Origin of the sequence: Thermococcus sp. JdF3 (assembly GCF_012027495.1) — an archaeon.
GTDB lineage: Archaea > Methanobacteriota_B > Thermococci > Thermococcales > Thermococcaceae > Thermococcus.
On sequence record NZ_SNUK01000006.1, the window covers coordinates 1 to 19,764 of the forward strand.

A 19,764-nucleotide genomic window follows, 5' to 3' on the forward strand; every position below is an offset into this window, starting at 1 on the left:
TGGGAAACTGGGGCTAATCCCCCATAGGCCTGAGGTACTGGAAGGTCCTCAGGCCGAAAGGGGCTCTGCCCGCCCGAGGATGGGCCGGCGGCCGATTAGGTAGTTGGTGGGGTAACGGCCCACCAAGCCGAAGATCGGTACGGGCCATGAGAGTGGGAGCCCGGAGATGGACACTGAGACACGGGTCCAGGCCCTACGGGGCGCAGCAGGCGCGAAACCTCCGCAATGCGGGCAACCGCGACGGGGGGACCCCCAGTGCCGTGGCATCGCCACGGCTTTTCCGGAGTGTAAAGAGCTCCGGGAATAAGGGCTGGGCAAGGCCGGTGGCAGCCGCCGCGGTAATACCGGCGGCCCGAGTGGTGGCCGCTATTATTGGGCCTAAAGCGTCCGTAGCCGGGCCCGTAAGTCCCTGGCGAAATCCCACGGCTCAACCGTGGGGCTTGCTGGGGATACTGCGGGCCTTGGGACCGGGAGAGGCGGAGGGTACTCCTGGGGTAGGGGTGAAATCCTATAATCCCAGGAGGACCGCCAGTGGCGAAGGCGCTCCGCTGGAACGGGTCCGACGGTGAGGGACGAAGGCCAGGGGAGCGAACCGGATTAGATACCCGGGTAGTCCTGGCTGTAAAGGATGCGGGCTAGGTGTCGGGCGAGCTTCGTGCTCGCCCGGTGCCGAAGGGAAGCCGTTAAGCCCGCCGCCTGGGGAGTACGGCCGCAAGGCTGAAACTTAAAGGAATTGGCGGGGGAGCACTACAAGGGGTGGAGCGTGCGGTTTAATTGGATTCAACGCCGGGAACCTCACCGGGGGCGACGGCAGGATGAAGGCCAGGCTGAAGGTCTTGCCGGACACGCCGAGAGGAGGTGCATGGCCGCCGTCAGCTCGTACCGTGAGGCGTCCACTTAAGTGTGGTAACGAGCGAGACCCGCGCCCCCAGTTGCCAGTCCTCCCCGCTGGGGAGGAGGCACTCTGGGGGGACCGCCGGCGATAAGCCGGAGGAAGGAGCGGGCGACGGTAGGTCAGTATGCCCCGAAACCCCCGGGCTACACGCGCGCTACAATGAGCGGGACAATGGGATCCGACCCCGAAAGGGGAAGGTAATCCCCTAAACCCGCTCCCAGTTCGGATCGCGGGCTGCAACTCGCCCGCGTGAAGCTGGAATCCCTAGTACCCGCGTGTCATCATCGCGCGGCGAATACGTCCCTGCTCCTTGCACACACCGCCCGTCACTCCACCCGAGCGGGGTCTGGATGAGGCCTGGTCTCCCTTCGGGGAGGCCGGGTCGAGTCTGGGCTCCGTGAGGGGGGAGAAGTCGTAACAAGGTAGCCGTAGGGGAACCTACGGCTCGATCACCTCCTATCGCCGGAAAATCCGTCCGGGGGGTTTAAGAGGTGTTGGGCCTGCCTTCCGTGGGCCGGTAGCTCAGCCTGGGAGAGCGTCGGCTTTGCAAGCCGAAGGCCCCGGGTTCGAATCCCGGCCGGTCCACCACGAAGAGATGCACATCCCGAGCCCGGCTCGGGGTGGAAGGGTCCGAGATCCCGAACAGGGATCACGATGAGGACCGTGCACAGGCCGATTGACCCAAAAAATGCCCAGCCCCCTGAGTAGGGGGCAGAAAACTTAAGCCGTCTGGTGGATGGCTCGGCTCGGGGCGCCGACGAAGGGCGTGGCAAGCTGCGATAAGCCCCGGCGAGGCGCAGGCAGCCGTCGAACCGGGGATGCCCGAATGGGACCTCCCGCGGCTCTTGCTGCACTCCCAGTCGGGAGGGGGAACGCGGGGAATTGAAACATCTTAGTACCCGCAGGAAAAGAAAGCAAAAGCGATGCCGTTAGTAGGGGCGACCGAAAGCGGCACAGGGCAAACTGAACCCTTCGGGGAAACCCGGAGGGGATGTGGTGTAGTAGGGCCCCCGAAAGACCCTCCCGGGTGAAGCCGAAGTCCGCTGGAACGCGGCGCCGTAGAGGGTGAAAGCCCCGTAGGCGCAAGCCCGGTGGGTCTTGGGGTGTCCCTGAGTACCGTCGGTCGGATATCCGGCGGGAAGCTGGGAGGCATCGGCTCCCAACCCTAAATACGTCCCGAGACCGATAGCGAACTAGTACCGTGAGGGAAAGCTGAAAAGCACCCCTGGCAGGGGGTGAAAAGAGCCTGAAACCAGGCGGCGATAGGTGGGTGCGGCCCAGAAGGGCTGACCCTCCCCGAAGGAAACACGGGCGACCGTGGAGTACGAGGGGAGGCGACCAGGGTTGCACCGTCCGTCTTGGATCACGGGGCAGGGAGTTCATCCGAGCGGCGAGGTTAAGGGGGTCAACCCCGAAGCCGCAGGGAAACCGACAGGTCCGCAGCCCGTAAGGGTGAGGGACGGGGTGTGAAAGCGCCCGGAGTCGCTCGGATGAGACCCGAAGCCGGTCGATCTAGCCCGGGGCAGGGTGAAGTCCCTCAACAGAGGGATGGAGGCCCGCTAGGGATGCTGACGTGCAATTCGCTCCCGTGACCTCGGGCTAGGGGTGAAAGGCCAATCGAGGCCGGCGATAGCTGGTTCCCGCCGAATTATCCCTCAGGATAGCCCGGCCGGAGGTAGGTGGTGGGGTAGAGCACTGATTGGGGGTTTAGGGGGAGAAATCCCCCGGCTCCCTGTCAAACTCCGAACCCACTGCCGCCGTAGATGGCCGGAGTAGGGTGGCGGTGTAAGCCGTCAACCGAGAGGGGAACAACCCAGACCGGGGTTAAGGCCCCTAAATGCCGGCTAAGTGTTACTCCAAAGGGTGTCCCTGGCCTTAGACAGCGGGGAGGTAGGCTTAGAAGCAGCCATCCTTTAAAGAGTGCGTAACAGCTCACCCGTCGAGGTCAGGGGCCCCGAAAATGGACGGGGCTAAAGCCGGCTGCCGAGACCCCGGCGCACGGACCGATTGGTCCGTGATCGGGTAGGCGGGCGTGCCGGTGGGGTGGAAGCTGGGCCGTAAGGTCCAGTGGACCCGTCGGTATTGTGGATCCTGCCGGGAGTAGCAGCATAGCCGGGTGAGAATCCCGGCCGCCGAAGGGGCCAGGGTTCCACGGCAATGTTCGTCAGCCGTGGGTTAGTCGGTCCTAAGCGGGTCCGTAACTCGGCGCCCGCGAAAGGGAAACGGGTTTATATTCCCGTACCGCGGTGGTAGGCGCGGCAACGCAAGCCCAGAGGGTGACGCCTCGGGGTAGGCGGACCGGTCCACAAGGCCGGCTAAGCGTATAAGTCCGGGGAGTGCCGTAATGGCGAGAACCGGATGAAAGCGCGAATGGCCTCCCGTAAGGGGGGTTCCGCCGATCCCTGGGGCCCGTGAAAAGCCCTCTGGGAACGATCCACCGCGACCGTACCGAGAACCGACACCGGTGCCCCTGGGTGAGAAGCCTAAGGCGTGTCGGGGGAAACCCAGCCGAGGGAACTCGGCAAATTGGCCCCGTAACTTCGGGATAAGGGGTGCCTGCGGGTGCGCAACCCGCAGGTCGCAGTGACTAGGAGGACCCGACTGTTTAGTAAAAACACAGGTCCCAGCTAGCCCGAAAGGGTTTGTACTGGGGCCGACGCCTGCCCAGTGCCGGTATGTGAAGCCCGGGTCCAACCGGGTGAAGCACCGGTAAACGGCGGGGGTAACTATAACCCTCTTAAGGTAGCGAAATTCCTTGTCGGTTAAATGCCGACCTGCATGAATGGCGTAACGAGGTCCTCACTGTCCCCGGCTGGGGCCCGGCGAAACCACTGCCAGGCGCATATGCCTGGGACCTCCGGTGGGAAGCGAAGACCCCATGGAGCTTTACTGCAGCCTGCCGTTGCCATACGGCGGGGGGTGCGCAGCGTAGGCGGGAGGCGTCGAAGCCCGTCCTCCGGGGCGGGTGGAGCCGTCCATGAGACACCGCCCACCCTCTGCCGTATGGCTAACCCCCAATGGGGGGACAGCGGTAGGTGGGCAGTTTGGCTGGGGCGGCACACCCTCGAAAAGGTATCGAGGGTGCCCTAAGGTCGGCTCAGGCGGGTCAGGAATCCGCCGTAGAGTGCAAGGGCAAAAGCCGGCCTGACTGGACCCGTAACAGAGGCGGGTCCAGCCGCGAAAGCGTGGCCTAGCGAACCCCTGAGCCTCCCCGGTGGGGGCCAGGGATGACAGAAAAGCTACCCTGGGGATAACAGAGTCGTCTCGGGCGAGAGCCCATATCGACCCCGAGGCTTGCTACCTCGCTGTCGGCTCTTCCCATCCTGGTCCTGCAGCAGGGGCCAAGGGTGGGGGTGTTCACCCATTAAAGGGGAACGTGAGCTGGGTTTAGACCGTCGTGAGACAGGTCGGATGCTATCTACCGGAGGTGCTGGGTGCCTGAGGGGAAGGCTCCCCCAGTACGAGAGGAACAGGGAGCCGCGGCCTCTGGTCTACCGGTTGTCCTACAGGGCACAGCCGGGCAGCTACGCCGCGTCCGATAAGGCCTGAAAGCATCTAAGGCCGAAGCGGTCCCCGAAAATAGGCACCCACTCCCAGGCGCAGGGGGTCGGGCGACCGGTCCTTTGCCTGGGACGAGGGCTCGGGAAGAAGACCCGTTTGATGGGGCGGGGATGTAAGCGGGAAGGGAAACCGACCCGTTCAGTCTGCCGCTCCCAACAGCCCGAGGTTTCTGCCTCTGAAAGGGGGGCTGGGCATTTGATAGGTCAATCGGCCTGTGCGCGGTCCTCAAGCCCTTAAATCTCGTTTCTGTCCGGGTGATTACATCTCAATATTGAACTTCCAGTCATGATGCTTTTCCACAACCGTTAAAACCCACCAGCGGAGCTTTTCTTGGTGATGAAATGAGAGTGCTGATACTTGATCTCGATGGCACACTCTGGGATCACCCCGACGCCTCCCGACTCAGCCCACTCTACGAGTTCCACGGCGATTATCTGGTTGATTCTACAGGCGAGGAACTCCATCTCTTTCCAGGGGTCAGGGAGTTCCTCGAATGGTCGAGTGAGAGGTTCGTTCTGAGCATAGCGAGCTGGAACGTTGAAGAGAAGGTTAGGCCAATCCTCGAAGGCTTTGGCCTTTGGGACTACTTCAGGTTTCCAAAGATAGAGAACCACCCGGACAAGGCAGATATGATAACGAGAACGCTCCGGGAGCTGGAGCTTTCGGGATACGATGTTGGGGGAGTCATCTACGTGGACGACAGGGATATCCACATCGAAGACGTTAAAACCATAGTCCCGTCTATTCAGTTCATCCATATGTGGAAAGATGCCAAAAGTTTTGAGGAGCTGAGGAAACTCCTTGAAAGGATGGGGTGATACCATGGAGCTGCTCATCGTGAAGGATAGACGCATCGACTATGACGGTTCTGCTATAGGAAGCCACTGGGCCTACAGGAACTTTGGGATACTCGGGAACTCTCTCATCGTCTTCCGTGGAAAGTGCGACGTCAAGGTTGAGGAGATGATTGACATCGAGGATCTCCGCGCGAGCAAGGAAATCAAGAGCGACGATATGGTTCACTACATAGTTGAGGTCTTCGACCTTGTCAACACTCTCTTTGCCTCAACGCTCCAGAAGCTCTTCATAGCCCGGCTCTGCGAGGTTTTGGCTGAATATGGTGTGAAAACCCACAGGAAGGGCGACGACATATACGTGAACGGCAGAAAGCTCAGCATCTCCATAGCAACGGTCTCCCCGGTCAGCGTCAAGATCCACATCGGGATAAACGTTGAGGCGAAGGGAATTCCTGAGGGTGTTGATGCCATCGGCCTGAAGGAGCTCGGCATAACGGAAGTAGAGGGCTTCATGGAGAATACCGGAAAGGCCCTCGTGGAGGAGTTCAACAAGGTGAAGAAGGACAGCCTGAAGGTCAGGTGGGCTCAGTAGAGGAGAAAGAGAAGACTCCCCACCAGAGGAACCGCCAGGTTATCGTCGAGCCAGCCCTGGTACTCGGCCAGGGTCAGGATGACTGCCCACCCTATTTTTCCCATCGCACCAGCATCAAGGAGAAGGAACGCTATCGCCAGCGCCGTCGCCAGGTAGCCAAGGCTTCCAGTCCAGTGCTTTCTCAGCTTGACGTTGAAACCGTGCCGCTTGAAGTAGAAGTGCCTGATTATCCCGGTCACGCCGTCGCTTATCGCCATGGCAAGCAAAAGGGCCGTTGCGTACTCCTTCGGCAGAATCAGGGGTATCACCGAAGCCGAAAACGCGAAGAACACCTCACCGTAGTTGTGCTCTATCTGGTACCACGAGAACTCCCTCTTTTTGAGGTGCGGCCAGAGCTGAAAGACCCCGAAGATGAACGCCGCCGCGCTGAAGACCTTATCTGGAATCAGGCCGTAGTAGAACATCAGAACCGCCGGGACGATGCTGAAATGGATTATCTTCCTGTTCACCCACGTCCACTCGGGGCCGAGCTTCTTTGTAATGCCTATCGCGAGGAGTATGAACACCGCGGCGATGGCCGCATAGATGGCCCAGCTTGGGAGCATTCGTTCCACCAAAAAATGAGAGGGGGTTGGGGTTAATATGGGTTGCCCCCGAAGGCCTTCCCAACGGTCTCCAGTGCGGTGATGAAATCGCCCGCGTGGACGACGATGTACCACTCATCCGTCCTTGCGAGCTCTCCCCTAGACTTGCCGACCAGCTCACCGTAGAGCCCCTGGATCCTAACCCTTGGCTCCGTCGTCGAGAGCTTGAGCGTTATCTCGGCCGGCCTCCCGTTCTCCCAGACCAGGCCAACCTTGAGGCCCGCTTTGGTTTCCCTCCTCTTTCTCAGGCCGAGCCTGAGGTAGCGGAGCCTCTCCTCGGGAACTCCGTTCTCTTTGGCCTTCTCCCTGAAGTACTCTTCCGCAAGCGTCAGGCCGTGGAGCCCGAGGGCGTAGCCAAAAACAGGAATTCCGAGGTCTTTTCCCTTCCTCCCCTTGTAGGCGTAAACCTCTATCCTTCCGCCTGAGCCCCGGGAGGCCGTATAAAATCCGTTTCCGGTATCGTTCCTGAAATCGCCCAGAAAATCCACCAGTTCATCGTACGCCGAAAAGGGAAGCGAAAAGCTCGCCCACGTTCCCCAGATCCTGGGGGGGACGGAGACGAAGCCCATCTCCTCGAGGTGGTACTCGATCGGTTTTGGCCTGAATACCAGAAAGCCCCTTTCCGTGAGCTCCATATCGAGGGACGTTCTTTCGCCGGGCAGCATTGCAAATTTGCCGTCGCTTTCAAAGTCCTTGGCCTTCAGCAGGCGGCTCCTCCTGATATGCCTCTCCTCCCGCGAGCCCGCCACGACGGGAACTGGAGTTCTCCTCCCGCTCTCCCTATCGTATGGCACTCTGAAACCCGCCTTAAGCAGCTCCTCCTGAATCTCCAGCGACGCCGGGAAAAACGCCTGCATTCTCCTCAGCTCTAACTCCATGGGGATGCCTCCATGTTACTTTTGTACGTAGTTTTACCAGCGGAATTTATAAAATTTTCTCCCTCGGAGTTGTCCCTCATGCCAAGCTTAAGCTTAAAAGCCCCTCCGCAGACCTAAGCGCGGTGGTGAGAATGGTTCATTGGGCAGACTACATGGCTGAAAAGATTATCCGGGAGCGCGGCGACAGGGATGAATACGTTGTGGAGAGCGGAATAACTCCGAGCGGTTACGTTCACATAGGGAACTTCAGGGAGTTCTTCACGGCGTACATAGTCGGCCACGCCCTCAGGGACAGGGGGAAGAAGGTTCGCCACATCCACATGTGGGACGACTACGACCGCTTCAGGAAGGTTCCAAAGAACGTGCCGCCCGAGTGGAAGGAGCACCTCACGAGGCCGGTTCGCGAGGTTCCGGACCCGTGGGGCTGCCACGACAGCTACGCGGAGCACTTCATGGCCATATTCGAAGAGGAAGTGTCGAAGCTCGGCATAGAGGTGGACTTCCTCCACGCCTACGAGCTGTACAAGTCCGGTGAGTACGCCGAGGAGATAAGGACCGCCCTGGCCAAGCGCGAAGAGATAAAGGCCATACTCGACAAATACCGCGAGAGGGCCAAGCAGCCGCCCCTCGAAGAGAGCTGGCAGCCGGTTATGGTTTACTGCCCGAAGTGCAGGAAGGAGGCGGAGTTCGTTTCGTGGGACGGCGGGTGGAAGGTCTCCTACAAGTGCCCCCACTGCGGTGGCGAGGGCGAGACCGACATAAGGGAGGGCAACGTCAAGCTCAGGTGGAGAGTCGACTGGCCGATGCGCTGGGCGCACTTCAAGGTGGACTTCGAGCCGGCCGGAAAGGACCACCTCGCCGCGGGCGGATCGTACGACACCGGCAGGGAGATAGTTGAGAAGATATTCGGCTGGCCGTCACCCATAGACCTGATGTACGAGTTCGTCGGAATCAAGGGGCAGAAGGGCAAGATGTCCGGCAGCAAGGGCAACGTTATACTCCTCAGCGACCTCTACGAGGTGCTCGAGCCGGGAATAATCCGCTTCATATACGCCAAGGCGAGGCCGAACAAGGAGCTCAAGATAGACCTCGGCCTGGGCCTGCTCAACCTCTACGACGAGTTCGACAGGGTGGAGCGCATCTACTTCGGCCTTGAGCGGGCCAAGAACCCTGAGGAGGAAGAGGAGCTCAAGAGAACCTACGAGCTTTCGATGCCAAAGGTTCCCGACAGGCTGACCGCGCAGGCGCCATTCAGGTTCCTGGTCACGCTCGTCCAGATGCCTCACCTCGACGAGGAGGGCATAATCCGCGTTCTCCAGGAGCAGGGTCACGTTCCGGAGGAGCTCAGCGAAGATGACGTTGAGCGCATAAGGCTCCGCATACGCTTGGCTGGGAACTGGGTTGAGAAGTACGCCCCCGACAACGTGAAGTTCAGCATCCTGGAAGAGCCCCCGGAGATCGAGCTTAGGCCTGAAATCAGGGAGGCCATGCTCGAGGTCGCGGAGTGGCTCAGCTCCCGTGAGAGCTTTACCGTTGACGAACTCAACAACGCCATCTACGACGCCGCCAAGAAGCGTGAAATTCCGAGCAAGGAGTGGTTCAAGGCACTCTACAACGTCTTCATCGGCAAGGATCGCGGTCCAAGGCTCGCGAGCTTCCTGGCTTCCCTCGACAGGGACTTTGTGATAAGGCGCCTCCGCCTGGAGGCTTAATCTCATTTTTTCGGCGCGTAAACCTGGAAGTAGCTGTGCTCGTTCATCCTTTCACTGTGGAGTTGCCTGAAGTATAGCTTTGCCAGCAGTTCCACCGCGGTCTTTCCCCAGACGTTGAACCTGACGCGGAAATGCTCTTTTTCGCTCTGGAACTCCAGAACCACGGTCTTTTCGTCGGTGTCTGGTAAAACCCTGCTTATCCAGTACTCCGTGCCTACGATCTGTCCGTTCATGAGAACCGGTAAAAGGGCCCTCAGGTCGGTGAACTGAAGGATGAACCTCCCACTCGGTTTGAGAACCCTTGCGACCTCTTTGAAGGTTGAATTTAGATCCATCGGTTCGAAATGAACGAGGCTGTCTATGAAAACAACGTAGTCGAAGCTGTTCTCCTCGAAGGGCAGTTTTCTGGCGTCTCCCTTCACGAACTCGACCTTTGACCCTCTGTCCTTTGCGAATTCCCTTGCCTTGGAGAGCATGACGTCGCTGTTGTCGAGGGCAACGACGTTGAATCCCAGGTCTTCAAGGAGAAAGGAGAACCCCCCGGTCCCACAGGCCAGGTCGAGAACCCTTCCCCCCGCCGGCATGTGCTTCATCAGGAGCGGCTCCAGTGCTTCAATACGCTTTCGATACTCCTCCGAGTATACGTCCGTGTATGCCGGAAACGCCTCGTAGTACTTTTCGAAGCCCATGTTTTTACTTACTCGTGTGTCTTTAAATATTTGCCGCAAAAGTTTGTGTGGTTTTCTACTTTTTCCGAATTTTCTCGACAACAGGTTTTTATCCGCTCCCTCCAATGCATCTCGGTGGTGCCGATGGAGTTTAACCTCATAATCACCGGAGTCGGCGGCCAGGGTGGATTGACGCTTTCAAGAATCGTTGGGAACGCCGCCATGCATGAGGGCTACAACGTCAGGATAGGTGAAACCCTTGGAATGAGCCAGCGCTATGGAAGCGTTCTCAGCTACCTCCGCTTTGGCGAGGAGGTATACTCACCCCTCATTGAGGAGGGTAAGGCAAACCTCATGCTCGCCCTTGAACCTGCCGAGGCTTTGAGAAACGCCCGGTTTTTGGGTAAAAACAGCACGGCCGTGATAAACGCCTATCCGATCCACACGGCAACGACCCTCGTCGGGAAGGAGAAGTATCCGGAGCTGGAGGAGATAAAGGAAGCCATCGGCAAAATCTGCCCCGTGTACATGATGGACTTCCAGTGCGAGGCCGATAGGATAAACCCCAGAACGCTCGGCGTCCTGATGCTCGGATACGCCTACGGGAAGGGCCTCGTACCCCTCAAGAAGGAGTCCCTCTACGAGGGGGTAAGGCTCACCCTCAGGGAGAAGCTCTGGGAGATCAACTTCAGGGCCCTTGAGCGGGGAATCGAGCTCGCAAAGGGCTGACTTTTCTTTTCACTTGTTGTGCTTTATAAAGAATGCGTAGAATATCGCCGTCGCTATGACGTACAGCAGAGCAGTCGCGTAGAACGGATAGCTCAGAGACATGCCGAATAGCAGACCACCGACGTAGTTTCCCCCGCCGCGCATGAAGGTCGAGAATGCCCTTCTTATTCCGGCGGCCGTTGCCTTCTCCTCGGTCGAGAAGAAGCCCATCATGAAGGAGTCGTTTATGGGCCACACTATGTTCATGAGGATGGAGCGGACGACATAGAGCAGTGCCGCTAACAGGAAGGTCTCTATCGAGGGGAATATCGCGAAGAGAAAGGCCGCCATGCTCTGGAAGGACGTTATCACCTTGACCGGCCCTATCCTGTGAACCAGCTTTGGAAGGCCGAAGGAACCGAGGCCCATCGCCAGCTGCTGGAAAAAGAATATCCCGCTTATGGCCGCGAGCGTCTGCCCGAACTGGAGCTTGAAGTAGAGGCTCATGTAGGGTATCGTTATCCCTGCCCCGAAGCCTATCAGCGCGCTCGGAAGGGAGAACCTGAGTATCTTGACGACCAGCTCACGGTTCCAGTTTATCCTCGGGTTCCTCACGGGAACGTCCCGTATCATCAACAGCGCCGGGATCACGAGGGCGAACTGGAGGAGCGCCAGCGAGATGACCAGTCTGTAGGCTATTCCCTCAGTCAGCCCGAGCCCCACGAAAAAGTCCGGGGCAAAGCCCGCTATGAGGACTCCCAGGGCGTTGAATATCGTCCCGAGGCCAAAGCTTATCGAGAATGCATGATGGCGCCTCTCCTCACCAACCTCCTCGCTGAGTAGTGCCGTGAAATTCGGCTGTCTCAGCCCCATGTTCGCACCGACCAGGAAGAAGCCGAGGGCGAGGACGTAGTCGTTTACCGCTGCCACCTGGAGGAGCCTCCCGGCCAGTCCGAGGAGGGCGGAGATGAGGAGGGTTCTTCGGTAACCAAGCCTCAGTGAGACCTGGCCGGCTATAAGGAAGAACAGTCCCCCCGTGAACGTCTGTATCGAGAAGAACGTTCCCATCGCCGCCATATCGTAGCCTAAAACTGCCAGATAGAATGGCATGATGAATATTGAGAACTGGAGGAAGAGCTGGCCCGCCGCGTTGGCCGCTATGAGTATCTTCGCGTCCCTGCTGTAGTCCTGGAACATGTGCTAACGTTAATCTTAGCGTTTATAAGTCTGTCGAACCGAAGCCTTTTATACGCCGCCGCTCGTCTATATATCGGCGGTGATATCTATGGAGTTCAGGAAAATCCAATTTACCGGCAGGAGTTCATACATAATATCCCTCCCCAAGAAGTGGGTCAGGGAACACGGCCTCAGCCAAGGAGACGTCGTTCCGCTCTCAATAAACCCTGACGGGAGCATAACGATATTCCCCAAGGAGCCGAAGGAGATAAGTGAGAGGAAGGTCCTTACGATATCTCGCGAATATTCCCCCGACATGGCGGTCAGGCTCGTTATCTCGGCCTACATCCAGGGCTACGACGTTCTTGAGATTGTGCTCTCCGGCGAGATGCCCCTCTACAAGGTGAGGATGCGCAAGGTTCTCCAGAGCCTTCCGGGGGTCGAGATAATACTCGACGAACCCCAGCGCATGGTCGCCAAGAGTCTCCTCGACGAGGAGGAGGTCAACCTGGCCGAGCTCCTCAACAGGATTCGCTCGCTCATAATGTCCATGCTCGGTGACCTTGAGCTTCTCATTCAAAACCCCGGTGAGGAGGAGATACTCAGGGATATCAACGACCTCGAGAACGAGCTGGACAGGTTCTACTTCCTCATAATCCGCGCGGTCAACAGGATCCTCACCAAGCGCGGCGTCACCGAGGAGAGCGGCATAATCAGGAGGACCTTTGACCTGCTTGGCATACTCTTCATAGTCAGGAACATCGAGCGCATCGGAGACCACATAACGCGCATTGCCGAGAACCCGGGCGAAGTAAACGTTCCGTATCTCAAGGAGAAGTTCGGCCAGATGATGGCCCAGATTGAGGAGCGCGACCTCACGAAGATCGACAGGCTGATGCTTGAGCTCAAGGGGGAGATACGCTCCATCGACTACCGCCAGTCAATAGCCCTTGAGAGCTACCGCAGGATTCTCGAGTACCTTGAGAACATCGGCGAGACGATAATCAACATGGCGCTGAGCTGAGGTTCCTGTCTTTTCGTTTCCACAACTCTTTTAACCATTCGAGGACTTTTTATTACGGTGGTTCTCATGGTCGCGATAATAGTTCACGGCGGTGCCGGCACGATAAGGAAGGAGGAGCGCATTCCAAAGGTCATCGAAGGCGTTAGAGAGGCTGTTCTGGCCGGCTGGCGTGAACTCAAGAGGGGTTCTGCTTTAGATGCGGTCGAGGAGGCCGTCAAAGCCCTCGAGGACAACCCGCTCTTCAACGCAGGCACGGGGAGCGTTCTTACCCTCGACGGGAAGGTCGAGATGGACGCCGCCATAATGCGCGGAAGAACCTTCGAAGCCGGCGCCGTTGCCGGAATCTGGGGGGTCAGGAACCCCATAAGCGTCGCGAGGAAGGTGATGGAGAAGACCGACCACGTGCTCCTCAACGGCGAGGGAGCGGTAAAGTTCGCCAGGCTCATGGGCTTCGAGGAGTACGACCCGGTGACCGACGAGAGGCTGAAGCAGTGGGAGGAGCTGAGGAAGAAGCTCGTTGAAAGCGGAGAAACGAGGCACTGGAAGAAGCTCAATGAGCTCATCAAGGAGTACCCTGAGGTGCTGAGGAGTACCGTTGGGGCTGTTGCCTTCGACGGCGAGGAGGTAGTGGCAGGAACGTCCACCGGTGGGGTATTCCTCAAGATGTTCGGCAGGGTTGGCGACACCCCGATAATCGGCGGCGGAACCTACGCCAACGAGGTTGCAGGGGCTTCCTGCACCGGTCTCGGCGAAGTGGCGATAAAACTCGCCCTGGCAAAAAGCGCCACCGACTTCGTCCGCCTCGGAATGGACGCTCAGTCCGCCAGCGAGGCCGCGATAAGTCTCGCCACAAAGTACTTCGGCGCCGACACCATGGGCATAATAATGGTTGACGCCAGGGGCAACGTCGGCTTCGCGAAAAATACGAAACACATGAGCCACGCCTTCATGAAAGAGGGAATGGACGAACCCACAGCGGGGGTTTGAGCCATCGACAGAGCGCTCCGGGACATCTGGCTCCTCAACTTCTCGACCTTCTTTTTCTTCCTGGGAATAAGCGTAGTCAACCCAATAATATCGCCCTTCGCGATAACCCTCAACGCCACCCCCTTCCTGGTCGGCCTTGTCGCGGGGGTTGCCTCCGTCGTCTCGCTGTTCTCAAAGCCCATCGGCGGTCTCATCGGCGACAGGGGATATAGGTTCCAGGCTATGATGGCCGGCAACGTCCTCGGAATGCTGGCCGGGCTCCTCTACATAACCTCGGCACTCCTCGGAAATCTGTGGATATTCACCTTCGCCAGGGCGATCCACGGCTTCTCCATGGGGATATTCTTCCCCTCGAGCCTTTCAACCGCCGTTGACCTTGCACCGGAGGGGCGCGTCGGCGAGACGCTGGGCTGGCGAGGTATGATGTTCTCCCTCGGCAACATAATCGGCCCGGCCCTCGGCGGCTACCTTTCCGATGTCCTCGGCTTTGTGGGAGCCTTCTCCTTCACCGTGATATTTTCCCTCGTTGGCCTCGCCCTCGTAGTCCCGGTCTGGCTCGATGGCAGAAGGGCCGTTGCCAGGAGAGAGGAGAGGCACGAGGATGTCAGCTACTCAGAGCTCCTCAGGAGCTATTTCATTGCCGCGTCGCTGGCGCTGTTCTTCTTCTCCTTCTCCTACGCCGGCGTCATAACTTACCTTCCCGCGCTCTACAAGGTTCTGGATATGCCCCAGAGCCTGTTCGGCTTCTACATGATGGTCATCGGGATATCGAGCTTCATAATGAGACTCGTGGGTGGCAGAAGTGCCGACAGGATGGGCCCGATTCCCGTCATACGTGCCGGCATGCTCCTCGTTATCCTCGGCTACATCGTGCTGATCCTTTACAGGCTCCCGCCCTACTCCTACGTCAGCGCACTCGTCATCGGCGCGGGCTTCGGCCTCTCCGTTCCCGCGATGCAGCTCATGGCCCTTGGAAACCTCCCTCAGAGGATCAGGACGATGGGTTCGAGCGTTTACACGATGTTCTTCGACCTCGGAATGCTTGGGGGTCAGGTAACCCTCGGCTACGTCGCCGGCATCAGAGGCTACGCAGGAGTCTTCTCGCTCCTCCCCTTCATAGCGGCCGCATCACTTATAATAGTCCACGCACCCCTCATACTTGGGGGTAGGAAAGGATGAAAGTCAGGGTCTCCTACGGAACTGCCATAGCGATGGGACTCGTAAGGGCCAAGATGCTGGCCAGACCAACCACCGCGTACCTTATGACGTACCACGACGGCCGCTGTCGTAACAACTGCGCCTTCTGTCCCCAGGCGAGGGGAAGCGGGGCGGATCTCAAAAGACTGTCCCGCATAACCTGGCCGGCATTCAGTGTGGAGGAAGTTATTAAAAGCCTTCCAGGGGGCGGTTTTGCGAGGATATGCCTCCAGACGGTTGACTATCCCGAACTGGTCTCCGACGTCATCGAACTCCTCGACCTTTTCCAGCCGCTGGGCCTTCCGGTCTCGGTCTCGATAACCCCCGTGAATAGGGGGGTCCTTGAGGAGTTCAGATCAAAGGGGGTCGACTACATCGGCGTTGGCCTCGACGTGGCCAGCGAGAGGCTCTACCCGGAGATCAAGGACTCCCTCTACTCCTGGGACGAGATGTGGCGTTTCACGAAAGACGTCATCGACGTCTTCGGCGATGGAAAGGCCCTCGTGCACCTCATAATCGGGCTCGGAGAGACCGACAGGGAAGCCGTCGAGACCATCTGGAGGTCGTACTCGATGGGCGCCTGGGTTTCCCTCTTCGCCTTCACGCCCATAAGGGGAACCCGCCTTGAGAACGCGAAGCCTCCGAGCCTCGCGAGGTACAGGAGAATCCAGGTGGCCCATTACCTCATAAAGGAGAGGCTTGCCACGCCCGGCGATTTCGAGTTCGATGGGGACGGCTCCCTAATCGGCTTTGGAATCGACAGAGAGGAGCTTGCCGGGCTTATTCCCCCGGAAGTTTTCACCACCCACGGCTGCCCCGGCTGCAACAGGCCGTACTACAACGAAAGACCAAAGAAAGAGCCATACAACTTCCCAGAGAGGCCGGTGGGGGACTACGTGGGGCGTGTTCTTGACTCTATCCTCTGAGGAGCCCGATTATCTCGTTGAACTCCTCCAGCGAGAACCGCTCCTCGACCTTTTCTCCCCTCGCTATCTTCACGAGCGTTTGAACGAAGCGGTAAAGCTCCTCGTCGTTCTTCACCAGGCCCAGCGTAACGTCCATGTCCTCGGAGACCTCCCCGAGCCGGTTCTCCTCCTTCATTATGAACAGAACGTCCCCGAGCCTCTTTATCCCGAGCCGATAGAGGTCTTCGTTGGGCGCGCGGTGTACCCCGCGTATGGCGCACTTCACGGCTCCCCTGTAGTTGTCCTCCTGGAGGAAAATCTCCGCGAGTCTGAAGCAGGCCTCGAAGTAGAACTCCGGCTCCTCGTCCCTCGCCAGCTCCATTATCTCGTCCAGCTTCCGCTTGGCGGTTTCGAGGTCTCTGGCGTTCTCCGCCTCTAGGGCCTCCCGGAAGAGCCTCATGATCTTCTCACGCCTGTTCAGAGGTTCGTATTTTATAACCATCATCACTCACCCCTGCTCTCGAGCCAGGCCTTCTCAAATTCCGGCCAGACATCCTCAAACCTCTTCTCCACACGCCACCGTCTCCGGAATGCGTTCAGCACCACCCGCAGATCCCTCTTCAGAAGTTCATAGCTCTCCGGGTGGGCGGTCGTTATGTGCTGGGCCCAGTCGATTATGAGTATCTCACCCTCGCCGTGGGTCAGAACCACGTTGAACTCGCTCATGTCCGAATGAACGATGCCGAAGCGGACTATCTTGAGGTACTCCTCCAGAACGCGGTCGAGTATCCCCGCCGCCTCTTCCCGCGTCAGGTCCGTGTCGCGAAGCTCCGCCAGCTCGGTTCCTTCTATGAACTCCATGACGACCACGTGCCTGTTCCATGCTACCGGCCTCGGCACCCGGGCTATCGGGCTCAGAAGAGTTAGCGCCTCGTACTCCTTCTTCGCGATGAGCCTCGAGACGTAGAGCCAGCTCGTGTGGCGCTTATCCTGGAAGACGTGGCCGTGGTAGCCAGCCCTCCGCGATGCGGTTCTTCCACCGATGCGGTTGAACTTGACGGCGACCCTTTCGCCCGAGGGAGTCATTCCGATGTAAACGTCAGCGTCCTTTCCCACGCCCACATGGGCGGGGTTTATCGCCTCGATAACGCCCTTCTTCGCGAGCGCCCGTATGGCGAGGACATCGTAGCCGTGTATCGTGAGCTGGTATCCTATGTAACCGATGTCGCTCCTCCTGGCCACGAGCCCCCAATCGTCGAGCTTCCCGAGCCTGAACGAGGCGGTCTCGATGTCCGTTCTCGTGAAGCGTGCGATGTCCTCCAGGGGCACCCAGCGGTGGTGCCGCATGTTCAGCTCTACCCCTCTGAGTATCCTGAAGTCGAGGTCCCGCAGGTTAGGGTAGGCCTCTAGTGCCAGTAGCTTGCTCACCATCTTCCTTCCCTAAAGTCGGTTTCTGGCCGGAATTTATAAAGGTAGTTGACGGTTCCTGTCCAACAGACTTTTAAACGTTCAGCCGTCTATCGAAGACCATGAGGAGGAAGCTCCTTGCCCTCGTGAGCCTCGGCTGGATATTCAACTATGCCCACAGAATGGCGATCCCTCCCCTCATCCCCATGATAAAGGCCGAGCTGGGAATAAACAACGCCGAGGCCGGGCTCCTGATGACCGCCCTTCTCCTGCCCTATGCCCTTGTCCAGGTTCCTGCGGGCTACTTCGGCGACAGAATCGGCAGAAAACGTCTTCTCACCCTCAGCATAATCGGCTACTCGCTCTCTTCGGCCCTCATTATCTTTGCCCGCGGCTATTGGGACCTCCTCGCTATCCGGGCCGTTTATGGAATCTTCTCCGGTCTGTACTACGCCCCCGCAACTGCCCTGATAAGCGAGGTCTATCGCGAGAGGAAGGGCTCCGCGCTGGGCGTCTTCATGGTCGGCCCGCCCGTCGGCAGCGGGATAGCGCCTCTGATAGTCGTCCCCGTAGCTGTGAACCTCGAGTGGCGCTACGCCTTCCTGGTGCTCTCCGCGCTGAGCACGGCGATCGGAATCGCACTGGCCCTCGCCGTTAGGGGTGAGGTGTCCAGGCCCTCCCGGGTTACGTTCTCAATCCCGCGGAACGTTTTCCTCCTCAGCGCGGCAAACTTCATAGTCCTCGCCGCCTTCTTTGGTCTCCTCACGTTCCTTGTGTCCTTCCTGGTGAACGCGGGGGTCCCCCTTGAAACCGCGTCCCTGCTGTTCTCCCTTCTCTCGGTTATTGGAATCGCTGGCTCACTCGTTGGGGGCGGACTGTACGACAGGATTGGGAGGCGCAGCGTGGCTGTGGTTTTCGGCCTCAACGCCCTCCTCACGCTCCTCCTGGCCGTGACTGCATCCCCGTGGGTTATCGTCCCGCTGGGCATCACGTTCTACTCTGTCGGCGCCATAGTCACCGCCTACACCTCTGAAAAGGCCACCGGGGAGAACCTTGGTTCTGTCATGGGCTTCGTCAACATGGTGGGCTTCTTTGGGGCCACGGTGGGGCCCTATCTCGTCGGTCTCCTGATAGATCACTTCGGCTACGAGAAGGCTTTCCTGTCGATACCCACCATGTACATGCTGGCGTGGGCGGTCATAAAACTGGAGGAGAGTATGGAAGGAAGAAAAGAGGGACGGCTCAGCCGTACATGACTTCGTGCATCGCTATCTGCTGGGCCAGCCTCTGTTCGGCGCCGAAGACCTTCTCTATGGCCTTCATGAAGTCCTCCTGGGTGACGTACTCGCGCCTCGCCCTTATGGCGAACATTCCTGCCTCGGTCGCTATGGCCTTGAGGTCCGCACCGCTGGCTCCCTCCGTCATCTCCGCTATGACGCGCAGGTCGACGTCCCTGAGGTTCATCTTCCTCGTGTGTACTTTGATTATCTCCAGCCTGCCGCGGAAGTCTGGGAGCGGGACCTCTATGAGTCTGTCGAACCTGCCGGGCCTCAGCAGAGCTGGATCGAGGATGTCCGGCCTGTTGGTGGCGGCGATTATCTTGACGTTGCCCCTTGGGTCGAAGCCGTCCATCTCCGCCAGGAGCTGCATGAGGGTTCTGTTGACCTCCCTCTCGCCACCCGTGGTTTCGTCCATCCTCTTCGCTCCTATTGCGTCTATCTCGTCTATGAAAATTATGGTCGGGGCTTTCTCCTTGGCGAGTTCAAACAGCTCGTGGACGAGTCTGGCGCCCTCTCCTATGAACTTCCTCACGAGTTCGCTGCCAACGACGCGGATGAAGGTCGCGTTGGCCTCGTGGGCCAGGGCCTTGGCCATGAGGGTCTTTCCACAGCCGGGCGGACCGTAGAGGAGAACCCCCTTCGGCGGCTCGATTCCGACCTTCTCGAAGAGCTCCGGGTGCCTGAGCGGAAGCTCTATCGCCTCCCTGAGTTCCTGCAGCTGTTTCTCGAGGCCGCCTATGTCCTTGTAACTGACAGTTGGTCTCTCGATGACCTCAAATCCGAGGACGCTTGGGTCTTTCTCGCTGGGAAGAAGCTCCACTACGGCCATTGTCCTCTGGTCGAGGGCCACCCTCGAACCTGGCTTGAGGTTCTCGCGCTCGATCCATGGCGCTATCCTGACGACAAAGCGCGGTCCGTTGAAGTTCTGGACTATTGCCCTGTCCTCGTCGAGCAGTTCAAGAAGCGTCCCAGCGAAGGCCGGCGGCTGTCTGAGCCTGGACATCTCCATTCTCAGGCGGGAAAGCTCTCTCTCCAGTCTCTCCTTGTCGGCTTCCAGTGTTCTCACCTGGAGCTCAAGCTGCCTTATGCGTCTCTTCAGATATATGACGTAATCATCGTACTCGTCCGTTGGTTTGATATCGACGTTTTCAACGCTCATAACCTTTCACCTCTCACAATTAGGGTTTCTGTAGAAGGGTCTTTTTAACTCTATCCTTCCCAAGAGGGTTGGCGGGGCGATTTATATACTTGTTGGTACAAAACGTGCGGATTCTCCCGACATCTCTTTGAAGTAATCCTCCCGTGGTTTAATCTGCGAAATTCTTATTAACTT

General features: G+C 58.7%; 16 protein-coding genes, 1 tRNA gene and 2 rRNA genes. 12 read left to right on the forward strand and 7 right to left on the reverse strand.

Going from position 1 to position 19,764, the window contains the following annotated elements:
* From E3E42_RS09645 to E3E42_RS09665, 5 genes are all read left to right on the forward strand, one after another.
* Positions 1–1,353: ribosomal RNA gene (locus tag E3E42_RS09645) — 16S ribosomal RNA — on the forward strand; the annotation flags it as partial.
* Between the two features lie 53 nt (positions 1,354–1,406).
* Positions 1,407–1,483 (forward strand) — tRNA-Ala (locus E3E42_RS09650).
* Between the two features lie 120 nt (positions 1,484–1,603).
* Positions 1,604–4,632, forward strand: a 23S ribosomal RNA gene (locus E3E42_RS09655).
* 165 nt (positions 4,633–4,797) lie between these two features.
* Positions 4,798–5,274 (forward strand): magnesium-dependent phosphatase-1, encoded by a 477-nt coding sequence (locus tag E3E42_RS09660; RefSeq protein WP_167904400.1) that lies wholly within the window; start codon positions 4,798–4,800, stop codon positions 5,272–5,274.
* Between the two features lie 4 nt (positions 5,275–5,278).
* Entirely contained in the window at positions 5,279–5,845 is a 567-nt protein-coding gene (locus tag E3E42_RS09665) for a DUF366 family protein (RefSeq protein WP_167904401.1), read from the forward strand.
* On the opposite strand, the gene E3E42_RS09670 is transcribed toward E3E42_RS09665, so the two are convergent.
* On the reverse strand, positions 5,839–6,450 hold the full coding sequence (locus E3E42_RS09670; RefSeq protein WP_167904551.1) for a hypothetical protein: 612 nt from the start codon (positions 6,448–6,450) through the stop codon (positions 5,839–5,841). The two genes, E3E42_RS09665 and E3E42_RS09670, sit on opposite strands and share 7 nt — an antisense overlap.
* A gap of 32 nt (positions 6,451–6,482) precedes the next feature.
* Positions 6,483–7,367 carry a PhoI gene (locus E3E42_RS09675; protein WP_167904402.1) on the reverse strand — a complete coding sequence of 295 codons (885 nt, stop codon included), beginning with the start codon at positions 7,365–7,367 and terminating at the stop codon, positions 6,483–6,485.
* A gap of 131 nt (positions 7,368–7,498) precedes the next feature.
* Between E3E42_RS09675 and lysS the strand changes: the two genes are divergently transcribed.
* Entirely contained in the window at positions 7,499–9,079 is a 1,581-nt protein-coding gene (gene lysS, locus E3E42_RS09680; RefSeq protein ID WP_167904552.1) for a lysine--tRNA ligase, read from the forward strand.
* 2 nt (positions 9,080–9,081) lie between these two features.
* Here lysS and E3E42_RS09685 read toward each other — a convergent pair whose 3' ends face one another.
* The gene (locus E3E42_RS09685; RefSeq protein ID WP_167904403.1) at positions 9,082–9,768 is read right to left on the reverse strand and encodes a class I SAM-dependent methyltransferase; all 687 of its coding nucleotides are present in this window, start codon (positions 9,766–9,768) and stop codon (positions 9,082–9,084) included.
* Between the two features lie 123 nt (positions 9,769–9,891).
* On the opposite strand from E3E42_RS09685, the gene E3E42_RS09690 reads away from it, so the two are divergent.
* Positions 9,892–10,476: an indolepyruvate oxidoreductase subunit beta gene (locus E3E42_RS09690; RefSeq protein WP_167904553.1), complete on the forward strand. Its 585-nt coding sequence runs from the start codon at positions 9,892–9,894 to the stop codon at positions 10,474–10,476.
* Between the two features lie 9 nt (positions 10,477–10,485).
* Here E3E42_RS09690 and E3E42_RS09695 read toward each other — a convergent pair whose 3' ends face one another.
* Positions 10,486–11,652: an MFS transporter gene (locus E3E42_RS09695; protein ID WP_167904404.1), complete on the reverse strand. Its 1,167-nt coding sequence runs from the start codon at positions 11,650–11,652 to the stop codon at positions 10,486–10,488.
* Between the two features lie 88 nt (positions 11,653–11,740).
* Here E3E42_RS09695 and E3E42_RS09700 point away from each other — a divergent pair, with 88 nt between their 5' ends.
* From E3E42_RS09700 to E3E42_RS09715, 4 genes are all read left to right on the forward strand, one after another.
* On the forward strand, positions 11,741–12,655 hold the full coding sequence (locus E3E42_RS09700; RefSeq protein WP_058939604.1) for a phosphate uptake regulator PhoU: 915 nt from the start codon (positions 11,741–11,743) through the stop codon (positions 12,653–12,655).
* 66 nt (positions 12,656–12,721) lie between these two features.
* A complete protein-coding gene (locus E3E42_RS09705; protein WP_167904554.1) occupies positions 12,722–13,642 on the forward strand; it encodes an isoaspartyl peptidase/L-asparaginase family protein in 921 nt (306 codons plus the stop codon).
* Between the two features lie 3 nt (positions 13,643–13,645).
* Positions 13,646–14,821: an MFS transporter gene (locus E3E42_RS09710; protein WP_167904555.1), complete on the forward strand. Its 1,176-nt coding sequence runs from the start codon at positions 13,646–13,648 to the stop codon at positions 14,819–14,821.
* Positions 14,818–15,765 (forward strand): radical SAM protein, encoded by a 948-nt coding sequence (locus E3E42_RS09715; RefSeq protein ID WP_167904405.1) that lies wholly within the window; start codon positions 14,818–14,820, stop codon positions 15,763–15,765. The genes E3E42_RS09710 and E3E42_RS09715 overlap by 4 nt, the downstream gene beginning before the upstream one ends.
* Here the strand turns inward: E3E42_RS09715 and E3E42_RS09720 are convergent.
* Entirely contained in the window at positions 15,755–16,246 is a 492-nt protein-coding gene (locus E3E42_RS09720) for a hypothetical protein (RefSeq protein ID WP_167904556.1), read from the reverse strand. The genes E3E42_RS09715 and E3E42_RS09720 overlap by 11 nt on opposite strands.
* A gap of 2 nt (positions 16,247–16,248) precedes the next feature.
* On the reverse strand, positions 16,249–17,175 hold the full coding sequence (locus tag E3E42_RS09725; protein ID WP_167904406.1) for a serine/threonine-protein kinase RIO2: 927 nt from the start codon (positions 17,173–17,175) through the stop codon (positions 16,249–16,251).
* Between the two features lie 98 nt (positions 17,176–17,273).
* On the opposite strand from E3E42_RS09725, the gene E3E42_RS09730 reads away from it, so the two are divergent.
* The gene (locus E3E42_RS09730; protein ID WP_167904407.1) at positions 17,274–18,407 is read left to right on the forward strand and encodes an MFS transporter; all 1,134 of its coding nucleotides are present in this window, start codon (positions 17,274–17,276) and stop codon (positions 18,405–18,407) included.
* Here E3E42_RS09730 and E3E42_RS09735 read toward each other — a convergent pair.
* A complete protein-coding gene (locus E3E42_RS09735) occupies positions 18,394–19,590 on the reverse strand; it encodes a proteasome-activating nucleotidase (protein ID WP_058939597.1) in 1,197 nt (398 codons plus the stop codon). The two genes, E3E42_RS09730 and E3E42_RS09735, sit on opposite strands and share 14 nt — an antisense overlap.
* Between the last annotated feature and the right edge of the window lie 174 nt (positions 19,591–19,764).